General features: G+C 69.8%; 15 protein-coding genes and 1 tRNA gene. 8 read left to right on the top strand and 8 right to left on the bottom strand.

Annotated elements, in window-relative coordinates:
- Positions 1 to 93 precede the first annotated feature (93 nt).
- Positions 94 to 1,143, top strand: a complete 1,050-nt coding sequence (locus tag BM175_RS08605) for a threonine aldolase family protein (RefSeq protein WP_090962036.1) — start codon at positions 94 to 96, stop codon at positions 1,141 to 1,143.
- 64 nt (positions 1,144 to 1,207) lie between these two features.
- Here the strand turns inward: BM175_RS08605 and BM175_RS08600 are convergent, their stop codons facing one another.
- Positions 1,208 to 1,672, bottom strand: coding sequence for an Hsp20 family protein (locus BM175_RS08600; RefSeq protein ID WP_090962034.1), 465 nt, complete (start codon positions 1,670 to 1,672; stop codon positions 1,208 to 1,210).
- Between the two features lie 515 nt (positions 1,673 to 2,187).
- Between BM175_RS08600 and BM175_RS08595 the strand changes: the two genes are divergently transcribed.
- A complete protein-coding gene (locus BM175_RS08595) occupies positions 2,188 to 3,246 on the top strand; it encodes an alpha/beta fold hydrolase (RefSeq protein ID WP_175526803.1) in 1,059 nt (352 codons plus the stop codon).
- Here the strand turns inward: BM175_RS08595 and hisN are convergent.
- Together hisN and BM175_RS08585 are read right to left on the bottom strand one after the other, a co-directional pair.
- Positions 3,236 to 4,018: a histidinol-phosphatase gene (hisN, locus tag BM175_RS08590; protein WP_090962029.1), complete on the bottom strand. Its 783-nt coding sequence runs from the start codon at positions 4,016 to 4,018 to the stop codon at positions 3,236 to 3,238. The two genes, BM175_RS08595 and hisN, sit on opposite strands and share 11 nt — an antisense overlap.
- Before the next feature lie 61 nt (positions 4,019 to 4,079).
- Positions 4,080 to 4,982, bottom strand: a complete 903-nt coding sequence (locus tag BM175_RS08585) for an N-formylglutamate amidohydrolase (RefSeq protein ID WP_090962026.1) — start codon at positions 4,980 to 4,982, stop codon at positions 4,080 to 4,082.
- A gap of 162 nt (positions 4,983 to 5,144) precedes the next feature.
- Between BM175_RS08585 and cpdR the strand changes: the two genes are divergently transcribed.
- Both cpdR and BM175_RS08575 read left to right on the top strand, forming a co-directional pair.
- On the top strand, positions 5,145 to 5,510 hold the full coding sequence (gene cpdR, locus BM175_RS08580; protein WP_019996719.1) for a cell cycle two-component system response regulator CpdR: 366 nt from the start codon (positions 5,145 to 5,147) through the stop codon (positions 5,508 to 5,510).
- Positions 5,511 to 5,594: 84 nt separating this feature from the next.
- Positions 5,595 to 5,669: transfer RNA gene (locus BM175_RS08575), tRNA-Val, on the top strand.
- A gap of 470 nt (positions 5,670 to 6,139) precedes the next feature.
- On the opposite strand, the gene BM175_RS08570 is transcribed toward BM175_RS08575, so the two are convergent.
- The 5 genes from BM175_RS08570 to hglS all read right to left on the bottom strand — a co-directional run bounded on the left by BM175_RS08570 (position 6,140) and on the right by hglS (position 12,623).
- On the bottom strand, positions 6,140 to 7,054 hold the full coding sequence (locus BM175_RS08570) for a LysR family transcriptional regulator (protein ID WP_090962024.1): 915 nt from the start codon (positions 7,052 to 7,054) through the stop codon (positions 6,140 to 6,142).
- 67 nt (positions 7,055 to 7,121) lie between these two features.
- Positions 7,122 to 8,357 carry a pyridoxal phosphate-dependent aminotransferase gene (locus tag BM175_RS08565; protein ID WP_090962021.1) on the bottom strand — a complete coding sequence of 412 codons (1,236 nt, stop codon included), beginning with the start codon at positions 8,355 to 8,357 and terminating at the stop codon, positions 7,122 to 7,124.
- Positions 8,354 to 9,898 carry an L-piperidine-6-carboxylate dehydrogenase gene (gene amaB / locus BM175_RS08560; protein WP_090962018.1) on the bottom strand — a complete coding sequence of 515 codons (1,545 nt, stop codon included), beginning with the start codon at positions 9,896 to 9,898 and terminating at the stop codon, positions 8,354 to 8,356. The genes BM175_RS08565 and amaB overlap by 4 nt, the downstream gene beginning before the upstream one ends.
- A gap of 38 nt (positions 9,899 to 9,936) precedes the next feature.
- Entirely contained in the window at positions 9,937 to 11,220 is a 1,284-nt protein-coding gene (locus tag BM175_RS08555; RefSeq protein ID WP_090962011.1) for an NAD(P)/FAD-dependent oxidoreductase, read from the bottom strand.
- A gap of 2 nt (positions 11,221 to 11,222) precedes the next feature.
- Positions 11,223 to 12,623: a 2-oxoadipate dioxygenase/decarboxylase HglS gene (hglS, locus tag BM175_RS08550; RefSeq protein ID WP_090962008.1), complete on the bottom strand. Its 1,401-nt coding sequence runs from the start codon at positions 12,621 to 12,623 to the stop codon at positions 11,223 to 11,225.
- Between the two features lie 280 nt (positions 12,624 to 12,903).
- On the opposite strand from hglS, the gene BM175_RS08545 reads away from it, so the two are divergent.
- The 4 genes from BM175_RS08545 to BM175_RS08530 all read left to right on the top strand — a co-directional run bounded on the left by BM175_RS08545 (position 12,904) and on the right by BM175_RS08530 (position 17,742).
- Positions 12,904 to 13,842: a LysR family transcriptional regulator gene (locus tag BM175_RS08545; protein ID WP_090962005.1), complete on the top strand. Its 939-nt coding sequence runs from the start codon at positions 12,904 to 12,906 to the stop codon at positions 13,840 to 13,842.
- Positions 13,843 to 13,963: 121 nt separating this feature from the next.
- On the top strand, positions 13,964 to 15,619 hold the full coding sequence (locus tag BM175_RS08540; protein WP_090962002.1) for an OFA family MFS transporter: 1,656 nt from the start codon (positions 13,964 to 13,966) through the stop codon (positions 15,617 to 15,619).
- Positions 15,620 to 15,682: 63 nt separating this feature from the next.
- Positions 15,683 to 16,168 carry a formate dehydrogenase subunit gamma gene (locus BM175_RS08535; protein ID WP_090961999.1) on the top strand — a complete coding sequence of 162 codons (486 nt, stop codon included), beginning with the start codon at positions 15,683 to 15,685 and terminating at the stop codon, positions 16,166 to 16,168.
- Positions 16,165 to 17,742 (top strand): formate dehydrogenase beta subunit, encoded by a 1,578-nt coding sequence (locus BM175_RS08530; RefSeq protein ID WP_090961997.1) that lies wholly within the window; start codon positions 16,165 to 16,167, stop codon positions 17,740 to 17,742. The genes BM175_RS08535 and BM175_RS08530 overlap by 4 nt, the downstream gene beginning before the upstream one ends.
- Positions 17,743 to 17,749 lie beyond the last annotated feature (7 nt).

The following is a 17,749-nucleotide window of genomic DNA, read 5'->3' as shown; positions in this document are numbered from 1 at the left end:
AAGAGCGGTTCTAACTTCGCGGAGCATTCCATGCAAAGGCGGCGAGCCATTCGCGGCTTTGACGGGTGCGCGCGGGCGCGTTAGTCAGCCGCCATGATCTTTGCATCCGACAACTGGTCCGGCGCCCATCCCGCCGTCACGCAATCGCTGGAGCGCCACGGCGCGGGCTTTGCCGCCGCCTACGGGGCGAGCGACATCGACAAGGCCGTCGAGCGGCGCTTCAACGAGATCTTCGAGCGCGAGGTCGCCGTCTATTTCGTCGGCACGGGCACGGCGGCGAACTCCTTGTCCTTCGCCGCGGTGAACCGGCCGGGCGGCGTCGTCATGTGCCACCGCGAGGCGCATATCGCGCAGGACGAATGCGGCGCGCCGGAATTCTTCACCCACGGCGCGCGCATGGTGCCGGTCGAGGGCGCGCTCGGACGCATGGACCCCGGCCATCTCGTGTCCGAGCTCGGCCGGTTCCGTCCGGGCTTCGTGCATGCCGGCCAGCCGATGGCGGTCTCGCTCAGCCAGGCGACCGAAGCGGGCACGCTCTATTCGGTGACCGAGATCGCGGCGATCGGCGAAATCGCGCACGAGCGCAACCTCGCCTTCCACATGGACGGTGCACGCTTTGCCAACGCGCTGGCCGCCACCAACGCCTCGCCGGCCGAGATGACCTGGCGGGCCGGCGTCGACATCCTGTCCTTCGGCGCCACCAAGAACGGCTGCTGGTGCGCCGAGGCGGTGGTCTTCTTCGACCCGAAACAGGCCGAGCAGTTTCCCTACATCCGCAAGCGCGGCGCCCAGCTCTTCTCCAAGACGCGCTTCATGGCCGCCCAGTTCGCCGCCTATCTCGACGGCGGCCTGTGGCTGGAGCTCGCCGCCCACGCCAATGCCATGGCGGACGCCCTGCGCGAGGGCATCGGCCGGTCGGCCCATGCGCGTCAGGCCTGGGACACCCGGTCCAACGAGATCTTCGCCGTGATCGAGACGGCGACCGCCGAGCGGCTGCGGACTGAGGGCGCCACCTTCTACGACTGGAACGCGCCACACGACATGCCGGGCCTGGTGCGCGAGGGCGAAGGCCTCTATCGCCTCGTGACCAGCTGGTCGACCGAGCGCGGCGACGTCGATCGCTTCTGCGACCTCATCGCCTGAAGCGCCCAAACGAAAACGGCGCCCCGCGGGGCGCCGTTCTCTATTCTGTCGAGATGTCCCGCGATCAGGCGGCGGACGCCTCGATCGTCTTGGCCTCGTTGGTGTTGGCCGTGGCGATCTCGATGCGGCGGGGCTTCAGGGCCTCGGGCACGATGCGGGCGAGGTCGATGTGCAGGAGGCCGTTCTTCAGGCTCGCGCCCTTCACCTCGACATGCTCGGCCAGCTGGAAGCGGCGCTCGAAGGCGCGACCCGCGATGCCGCGATAAAGGTACTCCGACGAGCCGTTCGTCTCGTCGCCCTTCTCGCCCTTCACGGTCAGCGTGTTCTCACGCGACTCGATCGAGAGCTCCGTCTCGGAGAAGCCGGCCACCGCCATGGTGATGCGGTAGGTGGTCTCGCCGGTGCGCTCGATGTTGTAGGGCGGATAGCTCTGGGCGTTCTCGGCATTGCCGGCTGCGTCGAGCATCGAGAAGAGCCGGTCGAAACCGACGGTGGACCGGTAGAGGGGGGCAAAGTCGAACTGACGCATGTGTGTTCTCCATTGAGCAACGGTTTTGCGTGTCTGGCCGGTCGACTGGAAGGCCCCGCGCAACGGGCGGCGGCCGGTCGATCCTGGCCAGCGATCCCACGATTGGGCGATCGCAAGAGATGAGATGGTAAAGCCAGAAAACGGCTTCAAGGGCTGCCGCAAGCCACCATGCCGAATTTTTTCCGCCAATCGAAACAACGGCTTGGCGATCGCCCGCGATGTGAACGGCAGATGAACGCGGGCTTCGGCTACCGTTCATTCGGGGGGCGATAGAACCCCGGCCTTTCCAGCCCCGGCCGCCTGCATCGCCCGGACATCACCGCATTCGAGCAGGACCGCCTGAGCACCCTTTCGCGCCAAACGATCGAGGCGTCCCGTCCCTTCCGCCCCGGTCGCTCGGGGTCGGGGATCCTCGCAGGAGGGTCCCCGATCTCCCCTTATCCTGCCGCCCCGCCTTCAACCCGCCGCGCGTCTGCGCTAGGAGCTTGGCAGCCCTGATGCCCGACGGAGCCGCCGTGCCCGAGACCCAAGACGCCTTCGTCGCCCTCGAGGCGAACCCGGAACCGCCGGGCCTCGAAACCGGCCATCATGACCTCGGGCATGGCGTGCGGTTGCGCTACGCGATCGGGCGGGGGCCGGCCGGCATGACGAGCCGTGGAACCGTCCTCCTCCTCCAGGGGCGCAACGAGGCGATCGAGAAATATTACGAGACGATCGCCGACCTCAACGCGCGCGGCTTCACGGTCGCGACCTTCGACTGGCGCGGCCAGGGCGGCTCCGGTCGCGGCACGTTCCTGCCGGGCGTCGGGCATGTGGCGAGCGTCGAAGACTACGCGGACGACCTCGAGCGCTTCCTGCGCGAGGTCGTGCTGGACCGCTGCGCGCCGCCCTATGCCCTCGTCGCCCATTCGATGGGCGGCCTCGTCGCGCTCGCCGCCTCGGCGCGCCTGTCGTCGCATGTCGAGCGCATGGCGCTGATCGCGCCCCTCGTCGCGCTGCCCGGCTCGCCGGGGCTGCACCGGTCTATCGGCCTTCTTGCCGGCGCGCTTCACTGGTGCGGCCTCGGCTTCCTGCCGCTCCGCCGGGCGCGGCGCATCGACCCGGCCGAGCCCTTCGCGGGCAATGTCCTGACCACCGACGCGGGACGCTTCGAGCGCAACCGGGCCCTGCGCGCGGCCGCCCCCTGGCTCACCGTCGAGGGCGTCTCGGCATCCTGGCTGCGCGCCGCCCTGAAGGCGATGCGCCGCCTCGACGATTCCGACCGGATCGCGCGGCTCGACCTTCCCGCCCTCTTCCTACTGCCGGGCGACGACCAGGTCGTCTCGACCGCCGCCGCCGAGCGCCTCGCCTGGCGCATGCGCTGCGGCCATTCGATCCGCGTCGCGGGTGCGCGGCACGAACTCCTGCAGGAGGCCGACCGCTTCCGCGAGCCGACGCTCGGCGCGATCGAGACGTTCTTTGCCGAGAGCCTGCCGAAGCCCCCGCCCCTGCCGGCGCTCGACGAGACGCTGATCGGCGAGGCGGTGGCGGCCGCCGCCGCGCCCGCTCCGCCCCCGGCGCCTGTCAGCCGTTGAGGATGCGCAGCGCCGCCTCGTGCAGGGCGGGCGTCGCGGCCGCCACGACGTCGCCGCCATTCTCCGGCCGGTCGCCCGAGAAGGTCGTGATCACGCCGCCAGCCTGCTCCACGATCGGCGTCAGCGCCACGATGTCATAGGGCTGGAGGCCGGGTTCGACGCAGATGTCGACATGGCCGGCGGCCAGCATGGCGAAGGCGTAGCAGTCGGCCCCGAAGCGGGTGAGCCGAACCTGATCGACGAGGCTTTGGAAGCGGTCCTTCAGCCCGCCCTTGAACAGCTCTGGCGCCGACGAGAAGAGCGTCGCGCCCGAAAGCCCCCCGACGTCGCGCACGCGCAGGCGCTTCTCACCCTGCGGCCCGTCGCCGAAGGCGCCGTCCGGCGTCGCCCAGAAGCGCTCGCGCGTGTAGGGCTGGCTCATGATGCCGATCTCGGCGCGCTCGCGCACCTGGAGGCCGATCAGCGTGCCCCAGACCGGGACGCCGCAGATGAAGGGCCGCGTGCCGTCGACCGGGTCGATCACCCAGAGATGGTCGCCGGAACCCGACAAGCCGAACTCCTCGCCGAGGATCGCATGGGACGGATACTCCGCCTCGATGATCGCCCGGATCGCCTTCTCCGCCTCGCGGTCGGCCTCGGTCACCGGATCGAAGGCGAAGCCCTCCTTGGGCTTGGAATCGACGCTGAGCGCCGTGCGGAAGCGCGGCAGCGTCTCCTTCGCGGCGGCATCCGCCAGGCGGAACAGGAAGGAAGCATCAGGCAGCGTCGTCATCGTCGGGTCTCCAGCCGGGGCCCGTCCTATACGGCCAACGCAGGGTCCTGGCGAGGGCGTCCTACTCCGCCGCGGCGGGGCGCTGGAGTTCCGATTCCACCTCGGCGGCAAAGCACGAGGCGAACTCCCAGAGAATGCGCCGGAAATGGCCGAAGGCCGCATGCGGCACGAAATTGCGCTCGTCGGCATAGAGCGCGCGGTTGATCTCGAGCTGGATGGCGTGGACCCCACCGCGCGGCCGCCCGTAGCGCTCGGTGATGTAGCCGCCGGCATAGGGCTTGTTGCGCGTTACATCGAGGCCGAGCGCCGTCAGGCGCTGCACCGCCATGGCGACGTAGTGGTGGGCGGCGCTGGTGCCGAACCGGTCGCCGACCACGATATCCGCCTTCGGCCCGCCCGGCATCGGCCGGACCGAGGAGGGCATCGAATGGCAGTCGATCAGGATCGCGAAGCCGAAGGCGCGGCGCGTCGTCTCGACGAGGCGCTCCAGCGTCTCGTGGAAGGGCATGTAGATCGTGTCGATACGCGAGAGCGCCTCGGCGACGGGAATTCGCCCGGCATAGATCTCCTCGCGCTCGGCGACGATGCGCGGAATGGTGCCGAGGCCGCCAGCGACCCGCACGGAGGCCGAGTTCGCGCGGTCGGGCAGCGGCCCCGAGAACATCGCGGGGTCGAGCTCGTAGGGCTCGCGGTTGACGTCGAGATAGGCGCGGGGAAACCTTGCGACGAGGAGCGGCGCGCCGAGCGCCGGCACGAAGTCGAAGAGCTGGTCGACGAAGAGGTCTTCCGAGCGGCGGATCGCCGAGGGGCCGAGCCGGCTCTGCGCGAGGAACGAGGACGGATAGGCGCGCCCGCTGTGGGGCGAGCAGAACACGAAAGGGCTGGTCTGGCGGGTCGGCTCGATGACCTCGAAGGCCGGGCACGCGCCCGCGGCGGTTTCCAGGTTGGGAGCGGCGACGTCCAAATGCACTCCCCTTCATTTCCCTTTCGCAAACCGCGTTCCACTGGAGATAGGGCCGTTCTGCCGCTCGAACATTCCATTTAGCTCTTGCTTAAGCAATCTGCTAAAAGGTTGATTGCGAGCAGGCTTCACGTCCGGCACCCGCCGCGACATTCAGGTTACGAGATGTACAAGATCCTTCTGGCCGAAGACGACAACGACATGCGCCGCTTCCTGGCCAAGGCTTTGGAAAAGGCCGGCTACGAGGTGACCGCCTACGACAACGGCGGCAGCGCCTACGAGCGCCTTCGCGAGGAGCCGTTCTCGCTGCTCCTGACCGATATCGTGATGCCCGAGATGGACGGCATCGAGCTGGCGCGCCGCGCCACCGAGCTCGACCCCGACCTCAAGGTGATGTTCATCACGGGCTTTGCCGCGGTCGCGCTGAACCCCGACTCCAAGGCCCCGAAGGACGCCAAGATCCTGTCCAAGCCCTTCCACCTGCGCGAGCTGGTGGAGGAAGTCGGCAAGATGCTCCAGGACGCCGCCTGATTTTTTTGCGGCTTCATCCCCACAAGAGGCGCAAACGGTCTTGACCGCACCGCGCCTCCTGTGGTGTAAGCCGCTCCATCGAATGGGCGCGTAGCTCAGCGGGAGAGCACTGCATTGACATTGCAGGGGTCACTGGTTCAATCCCAGTCGTGCCCACCATTCGATCCCTCTCGCAGATCTGGAGTGGGACAGCCGGACAGCTCTAGTGGCGGGTCGCGGCGCCGCAGCGATCTCTTTTCCTTGCGATAGACATCGATAACCTGGCAGGCCATCGCCCTGCCTCGGTCCGGTCGACGAGCCGACTTACTTCCCTGCATTTCAGGCGTTCTGCTGACGATTCGTTCGTTCGGGACTGAGCGTTTATCGCGAGTTCCGGGCGCCGGACGGTCGATCTGCCTCGGGCGGACGGCGCATGCATTCGAGGTCGGAACCGAGCCTTTCTCTGCGAGCGGCCGGCGGAATCAAATCACGGAGGTTGCAGCGACAGATCTCAAGTGGCAGCCGACTGGATTGTCGCGGGATGTTCGACGCAGGCGCTTCGGCCTGCAGCGAACATCCCGCGGACGCGGGCCCGACCGACACCCCTCCAATCGAGGCCGCCACTCGCGGCAAGGGCGCAACGAGACGCTCTAAGGGCCGGAGGGCGCACCGTCCCGGCCCGTGATGGCGGACAACCATTGCCGGAAGGCGACAAGCGGCGGGAAGCGGTCGCGCTCCTTCGGCCAGACAAGATGATACTCCTCGCGCGAGCGCATCGGGCGGTCGATGATCGGCACGAGCTCGCCGCGCTCGATCTCCTTGGCGACGAGAAAGCTCGGCAGGAGCGCGACGCCGAGCCCCGCCATCGCGGCCTGCGCGATCGTGGCGAACTGGTCGAACAGCATGCCCGTCACGCCGTCGGGCGCCACGCCTTGCGCGGCGAACCACGTCTCCCACGCGTCGGGACGCGAGGTGATGTGCAGGAGCGGCAGCGCGCGCAGCGCCGCCGGATCGCCGCCGACCGGATGGGCCGCGGCGAAGTCGGGGCTGCCCATCGGCACGACGTCCTCGGCCAGAAGCTGGAGGTGGCGGGTCCCCGGCCAGTTCGGCACGCCGAAGTGGATCGCCGCGTCCATCGTGTCGAGCCGGAAGTCGAACTCGACGAGCCGCGTCGCCAGATTCATCGTGATGCCGGGATGGAGCGCCAGGAAATCCGGCAGGCGCGGTGCCAGCCAGCGCGTGCCGAAGGTCGGCAGGATCGCCAGATTCAAGGTGCCGCCGAACGGGTTGGCGCGGATGTTGAGCGAGGCCGTGGAAATCCGCCGCAGCGCATCGCGAATGTCGCGGGCATAGGCCTCACCCGCCGGGGTCAGGCGAACGGTCTGGCGCTCGCGCAGGAACAATTCGACGTCGAGCTGCTCCTCCAGCGCCTTGATCTGCCGGCTGACGGCGCTCTGCGTGAGATTCAGCTCGCCCGCCGCCGCGGTGAAGCTGCCGGTGCGCGCCGCCGCCTCGAAGGCGCTGAGAAGGCCGATGGACGGAAGGAAGCGGCGCGGGGTCTGCATCCCGCCATTCCATAGCGGAATGGGAGAGGCCGCAACACTCCCGCCCTCGACCTCGCGGCCCGCCCCGTCAGGCGTGATGGAGGCGGGCGCAGGCGGCTTCGATCCGCTCCAGCGCCGTCTTCAACTCGCTGTCCGACGTCGCGTAGGAGATGCGGAAGAAGGGCTCGAGGCCGAAACAGGCGCCGGGCACCACCGCGACGTCGGCCTCAAGAAGGTAGTCGGCGACATCGCGGTCGGAACGCAGGACGCCCCCGTCCGGCGTGCGCGCCCCCAGAAGCCCTTCGCAACTGGCGAACGTATAGAAGGCCCCCTGCGGCACCGGGCACTGGAGGCCGGGAACGGCGTTGAGCCCGGCGACCACGAGATCGCGCCGCCGCTGGAATGCCGCGCAGCGTTCCGCGACGATGGCCTGCGGCCCGTTCAGCGCCTCGACCGCCGCCGCCTGGCTGACGGAGGACGGGCAGGACGTCGCCTGGCTCTGCACCACGGCCATCGCCCGGATCAGCACGGCGGGGCCACCGCCGTAGCCGATGCGCCAGCCGGTCATCGCATAGGCCTTCGAAACGCCGTTGACGGTGAGCGTGCGATCCCGAAGATCCGGCGCGACAGCGGCCAGCGTCGCGAACGCCAGACCGTCGTAGAGAATGTGCTCGTACATGTCGTCGGACATTGCCCAGACATGGGTATGGCGACGCAGGACGCCCGCCAGCGCCTCGAGCTCCTCGGCCGAGTAGGCGGCGCCCGACGGGTTGGAGGGCGAGTTGAGGAGAAGCCAGCGGGTGCGCGGGGTAATCGCCGCCTCGAGCTGCTCGGGCCGGAGCCGGAAGCCCGCCTCGATCCCGCACGGCACGAGCACAGGCGTTCCACCCGCGATGGCGACGATGTCGCTGTAGCTCGTCCAGTAGGGAGTGGGGATGACAACCTCGTCGCCCGGCCCGAGCGTCGCCATGAAGGCATTATAGAGGATCTGCTTGGCGCCGGCACCGCACGTCACCTCGTCGGCGGCGAAGACGAGCCCGTTCTCGCGCTCGAACTTGGCCCGCACGGCGTCCTTCAGTTCGGGGGAGCCGTCGAGCGCGGTGTACTTGGTGGCGCCGTCGCGGATCGCGCGGATCGCCGCCTCTTTCACGTTATCGGGCGTGTCGAAGTCGGGCTCGCCCGCCCCGAGGATGATCATCGGTCGACCGGCACGCTTCAGCGCGCCGGCTCTGGCCGTGATCTTCAGGATTTCGGACACCCCGACCGAGGCGATGCGCTCGGCCGGCCGAAAGGCAGGCATCCCGGCGGCGGCCAGCGCGCTCATGCTTCCGCCGAGCCCCCGTCCACGTCGAACTTCACGCCTTGCGCGAGCGGCAGGGAGCGGCCGTAGTTGATGGCGTTGGTCTGGCGGCGCATGTAGGCCTTCCAGGCGTCCGAGCCGCTCTCGCGTCCGCCGCCGGTCTCCTTCTCGCCGCCAAAAGCGCCGCCGATCTCGGCGCCCGAGGTGCCCATGTTGACGTTGGCGATGCCGCAGTCCGAGCCCGCCGCCGAAAGATAGCGCTCGACCTCGCGCATGTCGGTGCCGAAGATCGAGGACGACAGGCCCTGCGGCACGCCGTTCTGCAGCGCGATCGCTTGCGCGAGATCGCGATACTTCAGGACGTAGAGAATCGGCGCGAAGGTCTCCTCGACCACCGGCCCGGTCTGCGCCGGCATCTCGACCAGTGCCGGGCGTACGTAGAACGAGTTCGCGCCGTTGACGTCGACCCGCTCGCCGCCGTGCACCGTACCGCCGGCGGCCTTCGCGGCCTCCAGCGCCCGGCCCATCGCCTCGAAGGCGGCGCGGTCGATCAGCGGCCCGACCAGCGCGTCCGAGGTCAGCGGATTGCCGACCGAGATCGAGCGGTAGACCTTTGCGAGACGCGGCACCAGCGTGTCGTAGACGCTCTCATGGACGATAAGGCGGCGCATCGTCGTGCAGCGCTGGCCGGCCGTGCCCATGGCGCCGAAGGCGACGGCGCGCAGCGTCAGGTCGAGATCGGCGGACGGCGTGACGATCGAGGCGTTGTTGCCGCCGAGTTCGAGGATCGCGCGGGCGAAGCGGCGGGCGAGCCGCTCGCCGACCGCGCGTCCCATCCGGGTCGAGCCGGTGGCCGAGACGACGGGCACGCGCGGATCATCGACCAGCGCCTCGCCCACCTCGCGCTCGCCGACGAGAAGCGTCGACAGGTTAGCGGGCGCATCGCCGAACCGGGCGGCGGCGCGCTCGAAGATCGCCTGCACGGCGAGCGCGGTGAGCGGCGCCTTTTCCGACGGCTTCCAGACCACGGCGTCGCCGCAAACGAAGGCGAGCGCCGCGTTCCAGGACCAGACCGCCACGGGGAAGTTGAAGGCCGAGATGACGCCGACGACGCCGATCGGATGCCACTGCTCGGTGAGCTTGTGGTCGGCCCGCTCGGACGGGATCACGAGGCCGTAGAGCTGGCGCGACAGGCCGACGGCGAAGTCGCAGATGTCGATCATCTCCTGCACTTCGCCAAGGCCCTCGGACGGCGCCTTGCCGACTTCCAGGCTGACGAGGCGGCCGAGCGCGTCCTTGTGGGCGCGAAGCTCCTCGCCGAGGAGCCGGACGAGTTCGCCGCGCCGCGGGGCGGGAACCTCGCGCCACTTGAGAAACGCCTCGTGCGCGCGCCCGATCGCCTCGCCGACGGCTGCCGGATCGACCGTCGGGACGGACGCCAGGACCTCGCCGTCGACGGGCGAGACGACCTGGCGGGAGCCGCCGCGGAACGCGGTCTCGGCGACGCCGAGCGAGGGCAGGAGGGACTGCGCCTCGGTGGCGAGGGAGGTGGGCGTGTCGAGCATGGTGGTCGGATCCTCAGGAAGAAGCGTCGGGGTGCGGATCAGAGCCGCGCGCCGGCCAGATGGGCGACCTGCGCGCCGACCTCGTAATAGGCCTCGCGAAGGGCGCGCCGTGGCGCGGGCAAAGGGTCGGTGACGGGCAGCGGCAGATCGGCCTCGCCGATCTCACCGAGAAGAAGCCGGGCGAGGCAGCGCCCGAACACGGTGCCCGGCGCGATGCCGCGCCCGTTGTAGCCGCTGAAGGCGACGACGTCGCGCCCCAGCCGGTGGAAGCGCGGCAGGCTGTTCTCGGTCATGCCGATCTGGCCGTACCACTGATATTCGAAGTCGATGCCCGCGATCTGGGGGAACAGCCGTGCCAGCGCCCGGCGTCCCCAATCCCGGTGCACCATCTGGCCGCCGCCGCGAAGGGCGCCGACCGAGCCGAACACGAGCCGGCCGGCCTGGTCGAAGCGGAAGGAGGAAAGGATCTCCTTCGTATCCCAGGCGCCCTGGCGCTCGGGGAGGATCGAGTGCCTGACATTGTCGCCGAGCGGCGGGGTGGCCATGTTGAAATAGGGCAGATGCACCTGCTCCCGGCGGATCTGCGGGAAGACGCCCGTGCCGTAGGCGTCGGTGGCGACCACGACGGATCTTGCGCGCACAACGCCGGTCGGCGTCGCGAGACGCCAGACATCCCGCTCGTCGGTGGCCGCGATCACGGGGCTCGCGGTGAAGATCGTCGCGCCCGCCGCGATCGCCGCACGCGCGAGACCCCGCGCATAGGCGAGCGGCTGGATCGTGCCGGCCCGCTCGTCGAGAAGCGCGCCGGCATAGGCCATGGTGCCGACCTTGGCGGCGGTTTCCTCGGCATCGAGAAGCCGCACCGGCGCGCCGCGCGCGCGCCATTGGCGCTCGCGCTCGCGCACCTCGTCGAGGCCCTTCGGCCCGACCGCGCAATGGAGCGTGCCCCGCCGCTCGGCCTCGCAGGGGATGGCATGCCGTTCGACGAGCTCGAACACGACGCTCGGGGCCTCGCCGAGGAGCTGCAGCAGCCGCTCGCCGTAGACGTCCCCGAGTTCGCCCGGCAGATCGTCCGGCATCACCCACATGCCGGCATTGACGAGGCCGACATTGCGGCCAGACCCGCCGAAGCCGATCTCCTCGGCCTCCAGAACCGCGACGCTGGCGCCGCCCTCGCAAAGGTGCAGCGCCGCCGAACAGCCGGTGAAGCCGCCGCCGATCACCGCGACGTCGACATCGAGTTCGCCCGACAACGCCGCTGTTGGCGGGGCGGGCGGCGCCGAGGCCTCCCACAGGCCGTGGCTGCGCGGATCGTTCTTCATGCTCAGGCCACGTCGGGCCGGCGGGCGTGGCGCAGCGTCTCGCGCACCGCCTCGATCGAGCGCGCCTGCGCCTCCTCGTAGACCTCGAATTCGTCTCGGACCTCGGCCCCGAGGGCTTCCACGAAGGCGCCCCGGCTCGCGTTGCCGGCGTAGCTACGCTGTTCCTGCCCGCCGAGATTGGACTGGAAGATGCCGGCCGCCGAAACCGGCAGGAAGTCCTCGTAGACGATCGGGTAGGCCTCGACATGGCCGCTCGCGATCAGCGCCTCGAGCGACAGGCTGTCGAGCGCCCCCGGCGCCGCTCCGCCGCTCTTGCCCGTCGGAACATAGCGGTAGTAGCCGAGCCCCTCACGGCGCAGCGTCTCGTGATCGTCCGGGAACGCTTCGAAGACGCCGGCAAGACGCGTGGCGTAGTCGGCGCCTGCATTGCCCTGGCCGCCCACGTCGCGCACCTTCGATAGGAGGTCGTCGTAGAGCGCGCGGCCCTTGCGCGTCGGCGCCAGCCCGCGCTGCTCGATCTCCCCGAAGCGGGCCGTATGGGTGCCGGCCTGCGCGCCGTCCGCGCCGCGAAAGAGGATCGGCTCCTCCAGCGCCTTAAAGCTCGTCTGGCGCAGGAGGATCGGGCAGCGGCGCGTCGGCGGCCCCTCGATCACGTCCTTGGCTGCGATGCCGCGCGCGGGCATGGCGGCCTGCACGGCGTCGATGTCGAGCGTGCGCGGCGTCAGATGGTTGATGTGCGGTCCCTTGAAGCAGACGACGTCGGAGATTAGCCGGTGCACCGTCGACAGGCGCTGGTAGGTGCCCTCGTCCACCGTCGCCTCGCGGTGCCAGCGGAAGGTCTCGACCGCCTCGCGCACGAAGTCTTCGGCCTCCGCGTCCGTCAGGCCGCCCGCCGCCTCGAACCGCTCGATCAGCGCCAGCGCGCCGGGCGTGAAGATGCGCCGGCGCGACAGGATGGCGGCCGCTTCCTGACGCAGGGCCTCGTCCTCGATGAGTTCGAGCCTAAGAAGCGAGGTGAAGACGCGGAACGGATTGCGGGCGAGGTTCTCCTCGCGCACCGGGCGGAACGCGGTGGAATGGACCGGCACGCCGGCCACCGACAGGTCGTAGTAGCCGACCGGCTCCATGCCCATGACCGCAAAGAGCCGGCGCATCGTGGACAGTTCCTCGGCCGTGCCGAGGCGGATCGCGCCGTGGCGCTCGAGGTCGATGCGATCGAGGTCGTCAGTGCGTTCGAGATCGGCCTTCAGCGCCGGGTCGGCGGCGAGCATCGCCGCGTTGACCTCGGCGACGAGTTCCATCAGCGTTCCGTACTGCGGCACCTCGGACCGGTACATGTCAGACATCGTCCGGGAAAAGCGGATGCGGATGTGGTCGGGCGTGACGAAGGCGGCGTCGCTCACAAGCTGATCCTTTCCGGGTCCAACGGACGACGTCGCGGCAGGCTCGCGAGCCGTCGGTATTCCACCAGTCTTGGCTCCGGCGGAGGCGTTTCTCAAGCGATGTTAGCACATGACGTCATTCCGCCCGAGAATGACGTCGTGGGTTGTTTCGGGACGCATCACGCGAAGGGGACTGGATCGGCGCGGGCCGTCGCGTCACGCTGGCGCCTTGCGGCAGGCACCCGATTCCCTCGGCCTTCCGCGAACGCCCGGCTCCGTCCGCCGGGCGCGAAAGGCCTCGATGCAGATACGCCACCTCCGCTACTTCGTGACGCTCGCCCGGCTCGGCCATTTCCGGCGCGCGGCCGAAAGCTGCAGCGTGACGCAGCCGACGCTGTCGGCCGGCATCGCCTCGCTGGAGACGGCCCTCGGCGTCGAACTGGTGCGCCGCGACCGTCGCTTCGTCGGGCTGACGGCGGAGGGTGAGGCCGCCCTCCCCTGGGCGCAGCAGATGCTGGCGGACTGCGATGGCATGCTGCGCGCGGCCGGCAAGCCCGGCATCGGCCTGACCGGGCGGCTGCGGCTCGGCGTCATTCCCGCCGCGATGCCCGCGGTCGGCGCGATCGCGCCGGTGCTGGCCACCGATCATCCCGATCTGCAGCTCGTCATCCTGTCGATGACCTCGCGCGAGATCGAGCGCGCGCTCCACGCCCACGACATCGACGGCGGCGTCACCTATCTCGAGAACGAACCGCTCGGCGGGGTCATCACCTGGACCTTCTACGAGGAGCGCTACCGCTTCGCGACGCCGGCCGACGGCCCCTTCGCCGGTCGCTCGGCGATCTCTTGGGCGGAGGCGGCCGCCGCGCCGCTCTGCCTCCTGACGCGCGACATGCAGAACCGTCGCATCCTCGACGCGCAGATGGCGAGTATCGGCATGGAGGTGCAGCCGCGCGCGACCGCCAATTCCTATACCGCCCTTCTGTCGATGGTGCGCATGGGGGACCTGTCGTCGATCCTGCCGCACAGCCATGCGGGCACGGCCGAGCGCGATCCCGCGATCCGCATCCTCCCCTTCGACGACCCGTCGCCCCCCCAGGCCGTCGGGCTCGTGGTGCTCGACCGCCATCCGATGTCGGCCCAGAGCCGCGCGGTCCTGTCCTGCGTGCGCTCCGCCGATTTCCGGCGGCGCGTGGCCGCCTTACGCGACGACGGCGGTGCCCCTCACGAGCCCTCGTGATCGAGTTCGTCTATCATTGATCGTTCCAACAACATTTGACGCGTTCTAAATTGGGCGCAACCCTTTGCGACGACGGGCGAACGGCTGGGAGGCCGCGCCCGCACCTGCATGGGGAGGATCGATGAGTTCTGCAGCCGATGTCGCGCGCCCGCCGGGCGTTGGGTTCCTGGACCGCGAGAACACGGTGGCGAAGGCCGGTTTCAACCGCTGGCTGATCCCCCCTTGCGCGCTCGCGATCCATCTGTGCATCGGCATGGCCTACGGATTCTCGGTCTTCTGGCTGCCCCTGTCGCGCGCCATCGGCGTCGCCCAGCCGGTCGCCTGCGAGGGCATGACCCTGATGACGGCCCTCTTCACGACAACGTGCGACTGGCGTGTGTCGGACCTTCTGTGGATGTACACCCTCTTCTTCGTGGTGCTCGGCGGCGCGGCGGCGATCTGGGGCGGCTGGCTGGAGCGGGCGGGCCCGCGCAAGGCCGGCCTCGTCTCGGCCGTCTGCTGGTGCGGCGGCATGGTGATCTCGGCGCTCGGCATCTACCTCCACCAGCTCTGGCTGATGTGGCTGGGCTCGGGCGTGATCGGCGGCATCGGCCTCGGTCTCGGCTACATCTCGCCGGTCTCGACCTTGATCAAGTGGTTCCCCGACCGGCGCGGCATGGCGACCGGCATGGCGATCATGGGCTTCGGCGGCGGTGCGATGATCGGCTCGCCGCTCGCCGACATCCTGATGCGCCATTTCGCGAGCCCCGCGGGCGTCGGCGTCTGGCAGACCTTCCTGGTGCTGGCCGCAGGCTATTTCGTGTTCATGGTTTCGGGCGCGCTCGGCTACCGCGTGCCGCCGGAGAACTGGCGCCCGTCCGGATGGACGCCGCCAGCGGCCGCCGGCACGCGCATGATCGCGACCGGCGACGTGCACCTCAAGGACGCGCACAAGACGCCGCAGTTCTGGCTGATCTGGGTCGTGCTCCTGACCAACGTGACCGCATCGATCGGCCTCATCGGCGTCGCCTCGCCGATGCTGCAGGAAATTTTCGGCGGCCGCCTGATCGGCGCGGCCGGCACCGCCTTCCTCGACTTCACGCCCGAGCAGCGCACGGCCGCCGCCGCCGTCGGCGCCGGCTTCGTCGGCCTCGTTTCGCTCTTCAACATCGGCGGCCGCTTCTTCTGGGCCTCCTTCTCCGACCGGCTCGGCCGCAAGACGATGTACGCGGTGATCCTGGCGCTCGGCATCGCGCTCTACGCGGCGCTGATCCCCTTCTCGGCATCGAGCGGGATCCTGTTCCTCTTCGTCGCCTCGTTCTGCGTGATCGCCTCGATGTATGGCGGCGGTTTCGCCACCGTCCCGGCCTATCTCGCCGACGTCTTCGGCACGAAGTTCGTCGGCGCGATCCACGGACGCCTCCTCACGGCTTGGTCGCTCGCCGGCGTCTTCGGCGGTCTCATCACCGGCAACATCCGCGACGCGCAGATCGCGGCCGGCGTGCCGCGCGAGGCGGTCTATCAGCCGATCTTCTTCACGGTGGCGGCGCTTCTGGCGGTCGGCTTCGTCGCCAACCTCCTGGTCCGGCCGGTGGCCGAGACATACCAGATGCGACAGGAGGCAAAGGGCGTGGCGACGGCGGCGCGGGGCGGCGCTGCGGCGGCGCCCGCGTTCGGCGACCACGGCATCGGCCGCGGCGGCTTCAACGGGCCGGCGATCGCCGCCTGGGTCGCTGTCGGCCTGCCGCTCCTCTGGGGCGTCTACATCACGCTTCTGAAGGCCTCCGCCCTGTTCTAGACTGACACCCGAGCCGGCGCGCGCCTCGGCTGCGCCGGCTTCCGACCTTCTCGGGAGACCGACATGCTCGATGCCGCGCGACGCGCTCTGCCCTTCGATGCCGAGCGCCTGAATGAGATCATCGCCGCCCATGCGGGAAAGCCGGGCGCCCTCCTGCCGATCCTGCACGACGTGCAGGCCGAGTTCGGCATGGTGGACGACGCGGCAGTGCCCGCGATCGCGGCGGCGCTGAACCTGTCGCGCGCGGACGTCCACGGCGTCCTCACCTTCTATCACGACTTCCGCCGCCTTCCGGCCGGGCGAACCGTGGTCAAGCTCTGCTCTGCCGAGGCGTGCCAGGCCGCGGGCGGCCGCGCATTGCAGGCGGCAGCCAAGGACCTCCTCGGCGTGCCGATGAAGGGCACGACCGGCGACGGCGCGGCGACGCTGGAGCCCGTCTACTGCCTCGGCCTCTGCTCCGTCGCGCCCGCCGCGATGGTCGACGGCCGCATCCACGGCCGCCTGACCGCGGACCGCCTGACCGCCATCATCGAGGAGGCGATGCGATGACCCCGACGACCCGCATCTTCGTGCCGCGCGATGCGGCAGCCGTCGCCGTCGGCGCCAACGAGGTCGCGGCGGCGCTCAAAGCGTCGGGCCGCGCCGTCGAGATCGTGCGCACGGGCTCGCGCGGCATGCACTGGCTGGAGCCGCTGGTCGAGGTCGAGACCGCCGAGGGGCGCATCGGCTACGGGCCGGTCGCGGCCGCCGACGTCGACGCGCTGCTGGCGGCCGGGATGCTCGACGGCGCGGACCATCCGTCGCGGATCGGCCGGCCGGAAGACCATCCGTTCCTCGCCCGCCAGACGCGCTCCACCATGGCGCTCTGCGGCATCGTCGATCCGCGCTCGGAATCCGACTATGCCGCCCACGGCGGCTGGCGCGGCCTGTCGGCGGCGCTGAAAGAGGATGCCGAGGCGCGGGTGCGGACCGTGACGGCCTCGGGCCTTCGCGGCCGCGGCGGTGCGGGCTTTCCGACCGGCATCAAATGGGAGACCGTCCGCAAGGCAGCGGCGGCGCAGAAATACGTCGTCTGCAATGCCGACGAAGGCGATTCGGGCACTTTCGCCGACCGGATGACGATGGAGGGAGATCCGTTCCGGCTGGTCGAGGGCATGTGCATCGCTGGCGTCTCCGTCGGCGCGACCTATGGCTACATCTATATCCGCTCGGAATATCCGCACGCGATCGAGGCGATGGAGCACGCGATCGCCGGGGCGCGTCAGGCCGGCTGGCTCGGTGCTTCGGTCGGCGGGTCGGGCCTCGCCTTCGACATGGAGGTGCGTGTCGGTGCCGGCGCCTATGTCTGCGGCGAGGAGACGTCCCTCCTCAACTCCATCGAGGGCAAGCGCGGCATCGTGCGCGCCAAGCCGCCACTGCCGGCCCTCCAGGGTCTCTTCGGCAAGCCGACCGTGGTTAACAACGTCCTGTCGCTCGCCGCCGTCCCGGCGATTTTCGCTGAAGGGCCGGAAGCCTACGAGCGGCTCGGCCTCGGGCGCTCGCGCGGCACGATGCCGATCCAGCTGGCCGGCAACGTCCGGTATGGCGGCCTCGTCGAGGTGCCCTTCGGCATCACGCTCGGCGAACTCGTGCATGAGATCGGCGGCGGCACGGCGTCGGGCCGTCCGGTGCGCGCGGTTCAGGTCGGGGGCCCGCTCGGCGCCTACTTCCCCCCGTCCCTCTTCGACACGCCCTTCGACTACGAGGCCTTCACGGCAAAGGACGGGCTCATCGGCCACGGCGGCATCACGGTCTTCGACGACACGGTCGACATGGCCCATATGGCACGCTTCGCCATGGAGTTCTGTGCCGCGGAAAGCTGCGGCAAGTGCACGCCTTGCCGCATCGGCGCGGTGCGCGGCGTCGAGACCGTCGACCGCATCCTCGAGAAGCGCTCGGCGGGCCAGCCGGTGGCTAAGGAGCTGACGCTGCTCGCCGACCTCTGCGACACCATGAAGTTCGGCTCGCTCTGTGCGCTCGGCGGCTTCACGCCCTATCCCGTAACCAGCGCGATGACCCATTTCCCCGAAGATTTCGACCTCGACGCTCAGCCCCTGCCGGCCGGGCTCGAGGCGGCGGAATAAGGAGGAC

The organism is Aureimonas phyllosphaerae, assembly GCF_900113065.1.
GTDB lineage: Bacteria > Pseudomonadota > Alphaproteobacteria > Rhizobiales > Rhizobiaceae > Aureimonas > Aureimonas phyllosphaerae.
The sequence above is the reverse complement of the archived record's forward strand: the minus strand, read 5'-3'. Positions and strand labels throughout refer to the sequence as shown.

What these genes read in the sequence shown, in the direction of transcription:
- BM175_RS08605 (WP_090962036.1), top strand. Translation starts at nt 94, where the DNA reads ATGATCTTTGCATCCGACAACTGGTCCGGCGCCCATCCCGCCGTCACG.
- BM175_RS08600 (WP_090962034.1), bottom strand. Translation starts at nt 1,672, where the DNA reads ATGCGTCAGTTCGACTTTGCCCCCCTCTACCGGTCCACCGTCGGTTTC.
- hisN (WP_090962029.1), bottom strand. Translation starts at nt 4,018, where the DNA reads ATGACGACGCTGCCTGATGCTTCCTTCCTGTTCCGCCTGGCGGATGCC.
- cpdR (WP_019996719.1), top strand. Translation starts at nt 5,145, where the DNA reads ATGTACAAGATCCTTCTGGCCGAAGACGACAACGACATGCGCCGCTTC.
- BM175_RS08570 (WP_090962024.1), bottom strand. Translation starts at nt 7,054, where the DNA reads ATGCAGACCCCGCGCCGCTTCCTTCCGTCCATCGGCCTTCTCAGCGCC.
- BM175_RS08565 (WP_090962021.1), bottom strand. Translation starts at nt 8,357, where the DNA reads ATGAGCGCGCTGGCCGCCGCCGGGATGCCTGCCTTTCGGCCGGCCGAG.
- amaB (WP_090962018.1), bottom strand. Translation starts at nt 9,898, where the DNA reads ATGCTCGACACGCCCACCTCCCTCGCCACCGAGGCGCAGTCCCTCCTG.
- BM175_RS08555 (WP_090962011.1), bottom strand. Translation starts at nt 11,220, where the DNA reads ATGAAGAACGATCCGCGCAGCCACGGCCTGTGGGAGGCCTCGGCGCCG.
- BM175_RS08545 (WP_090962005.1), top strand. Translation starts at nt 12,904, where the DNA reads ATGCAGATACGCCACCTCCGCTACTTCGTGACGCTCGCCCGGCTCGGC.
- BM175_RS08540 (WP_090962002.1), top strand. Translation starts at nt 13,964, where the DNA reads ATGAGTTCTGCAGCCGATGTCGCGCGCCCGCCGGGCGTTGGGTTCCTG.
- BM175_RS08535 (WP_090961999.1), top strand. Translation starts at nt 15,683, where the DNA reads ATGCTCGATGCCGCGCGACGCGCTCTGCCCTTCGATGCCGAGCGCCTG.
- BM175_RS08530 (WP_090961997.1), top strand. Translation starts at nt 16,165, where the DNA reads ATGACCCCGACGACCCGCATCTTCGTGCCGCGCGATGCGGCAGCCGTC.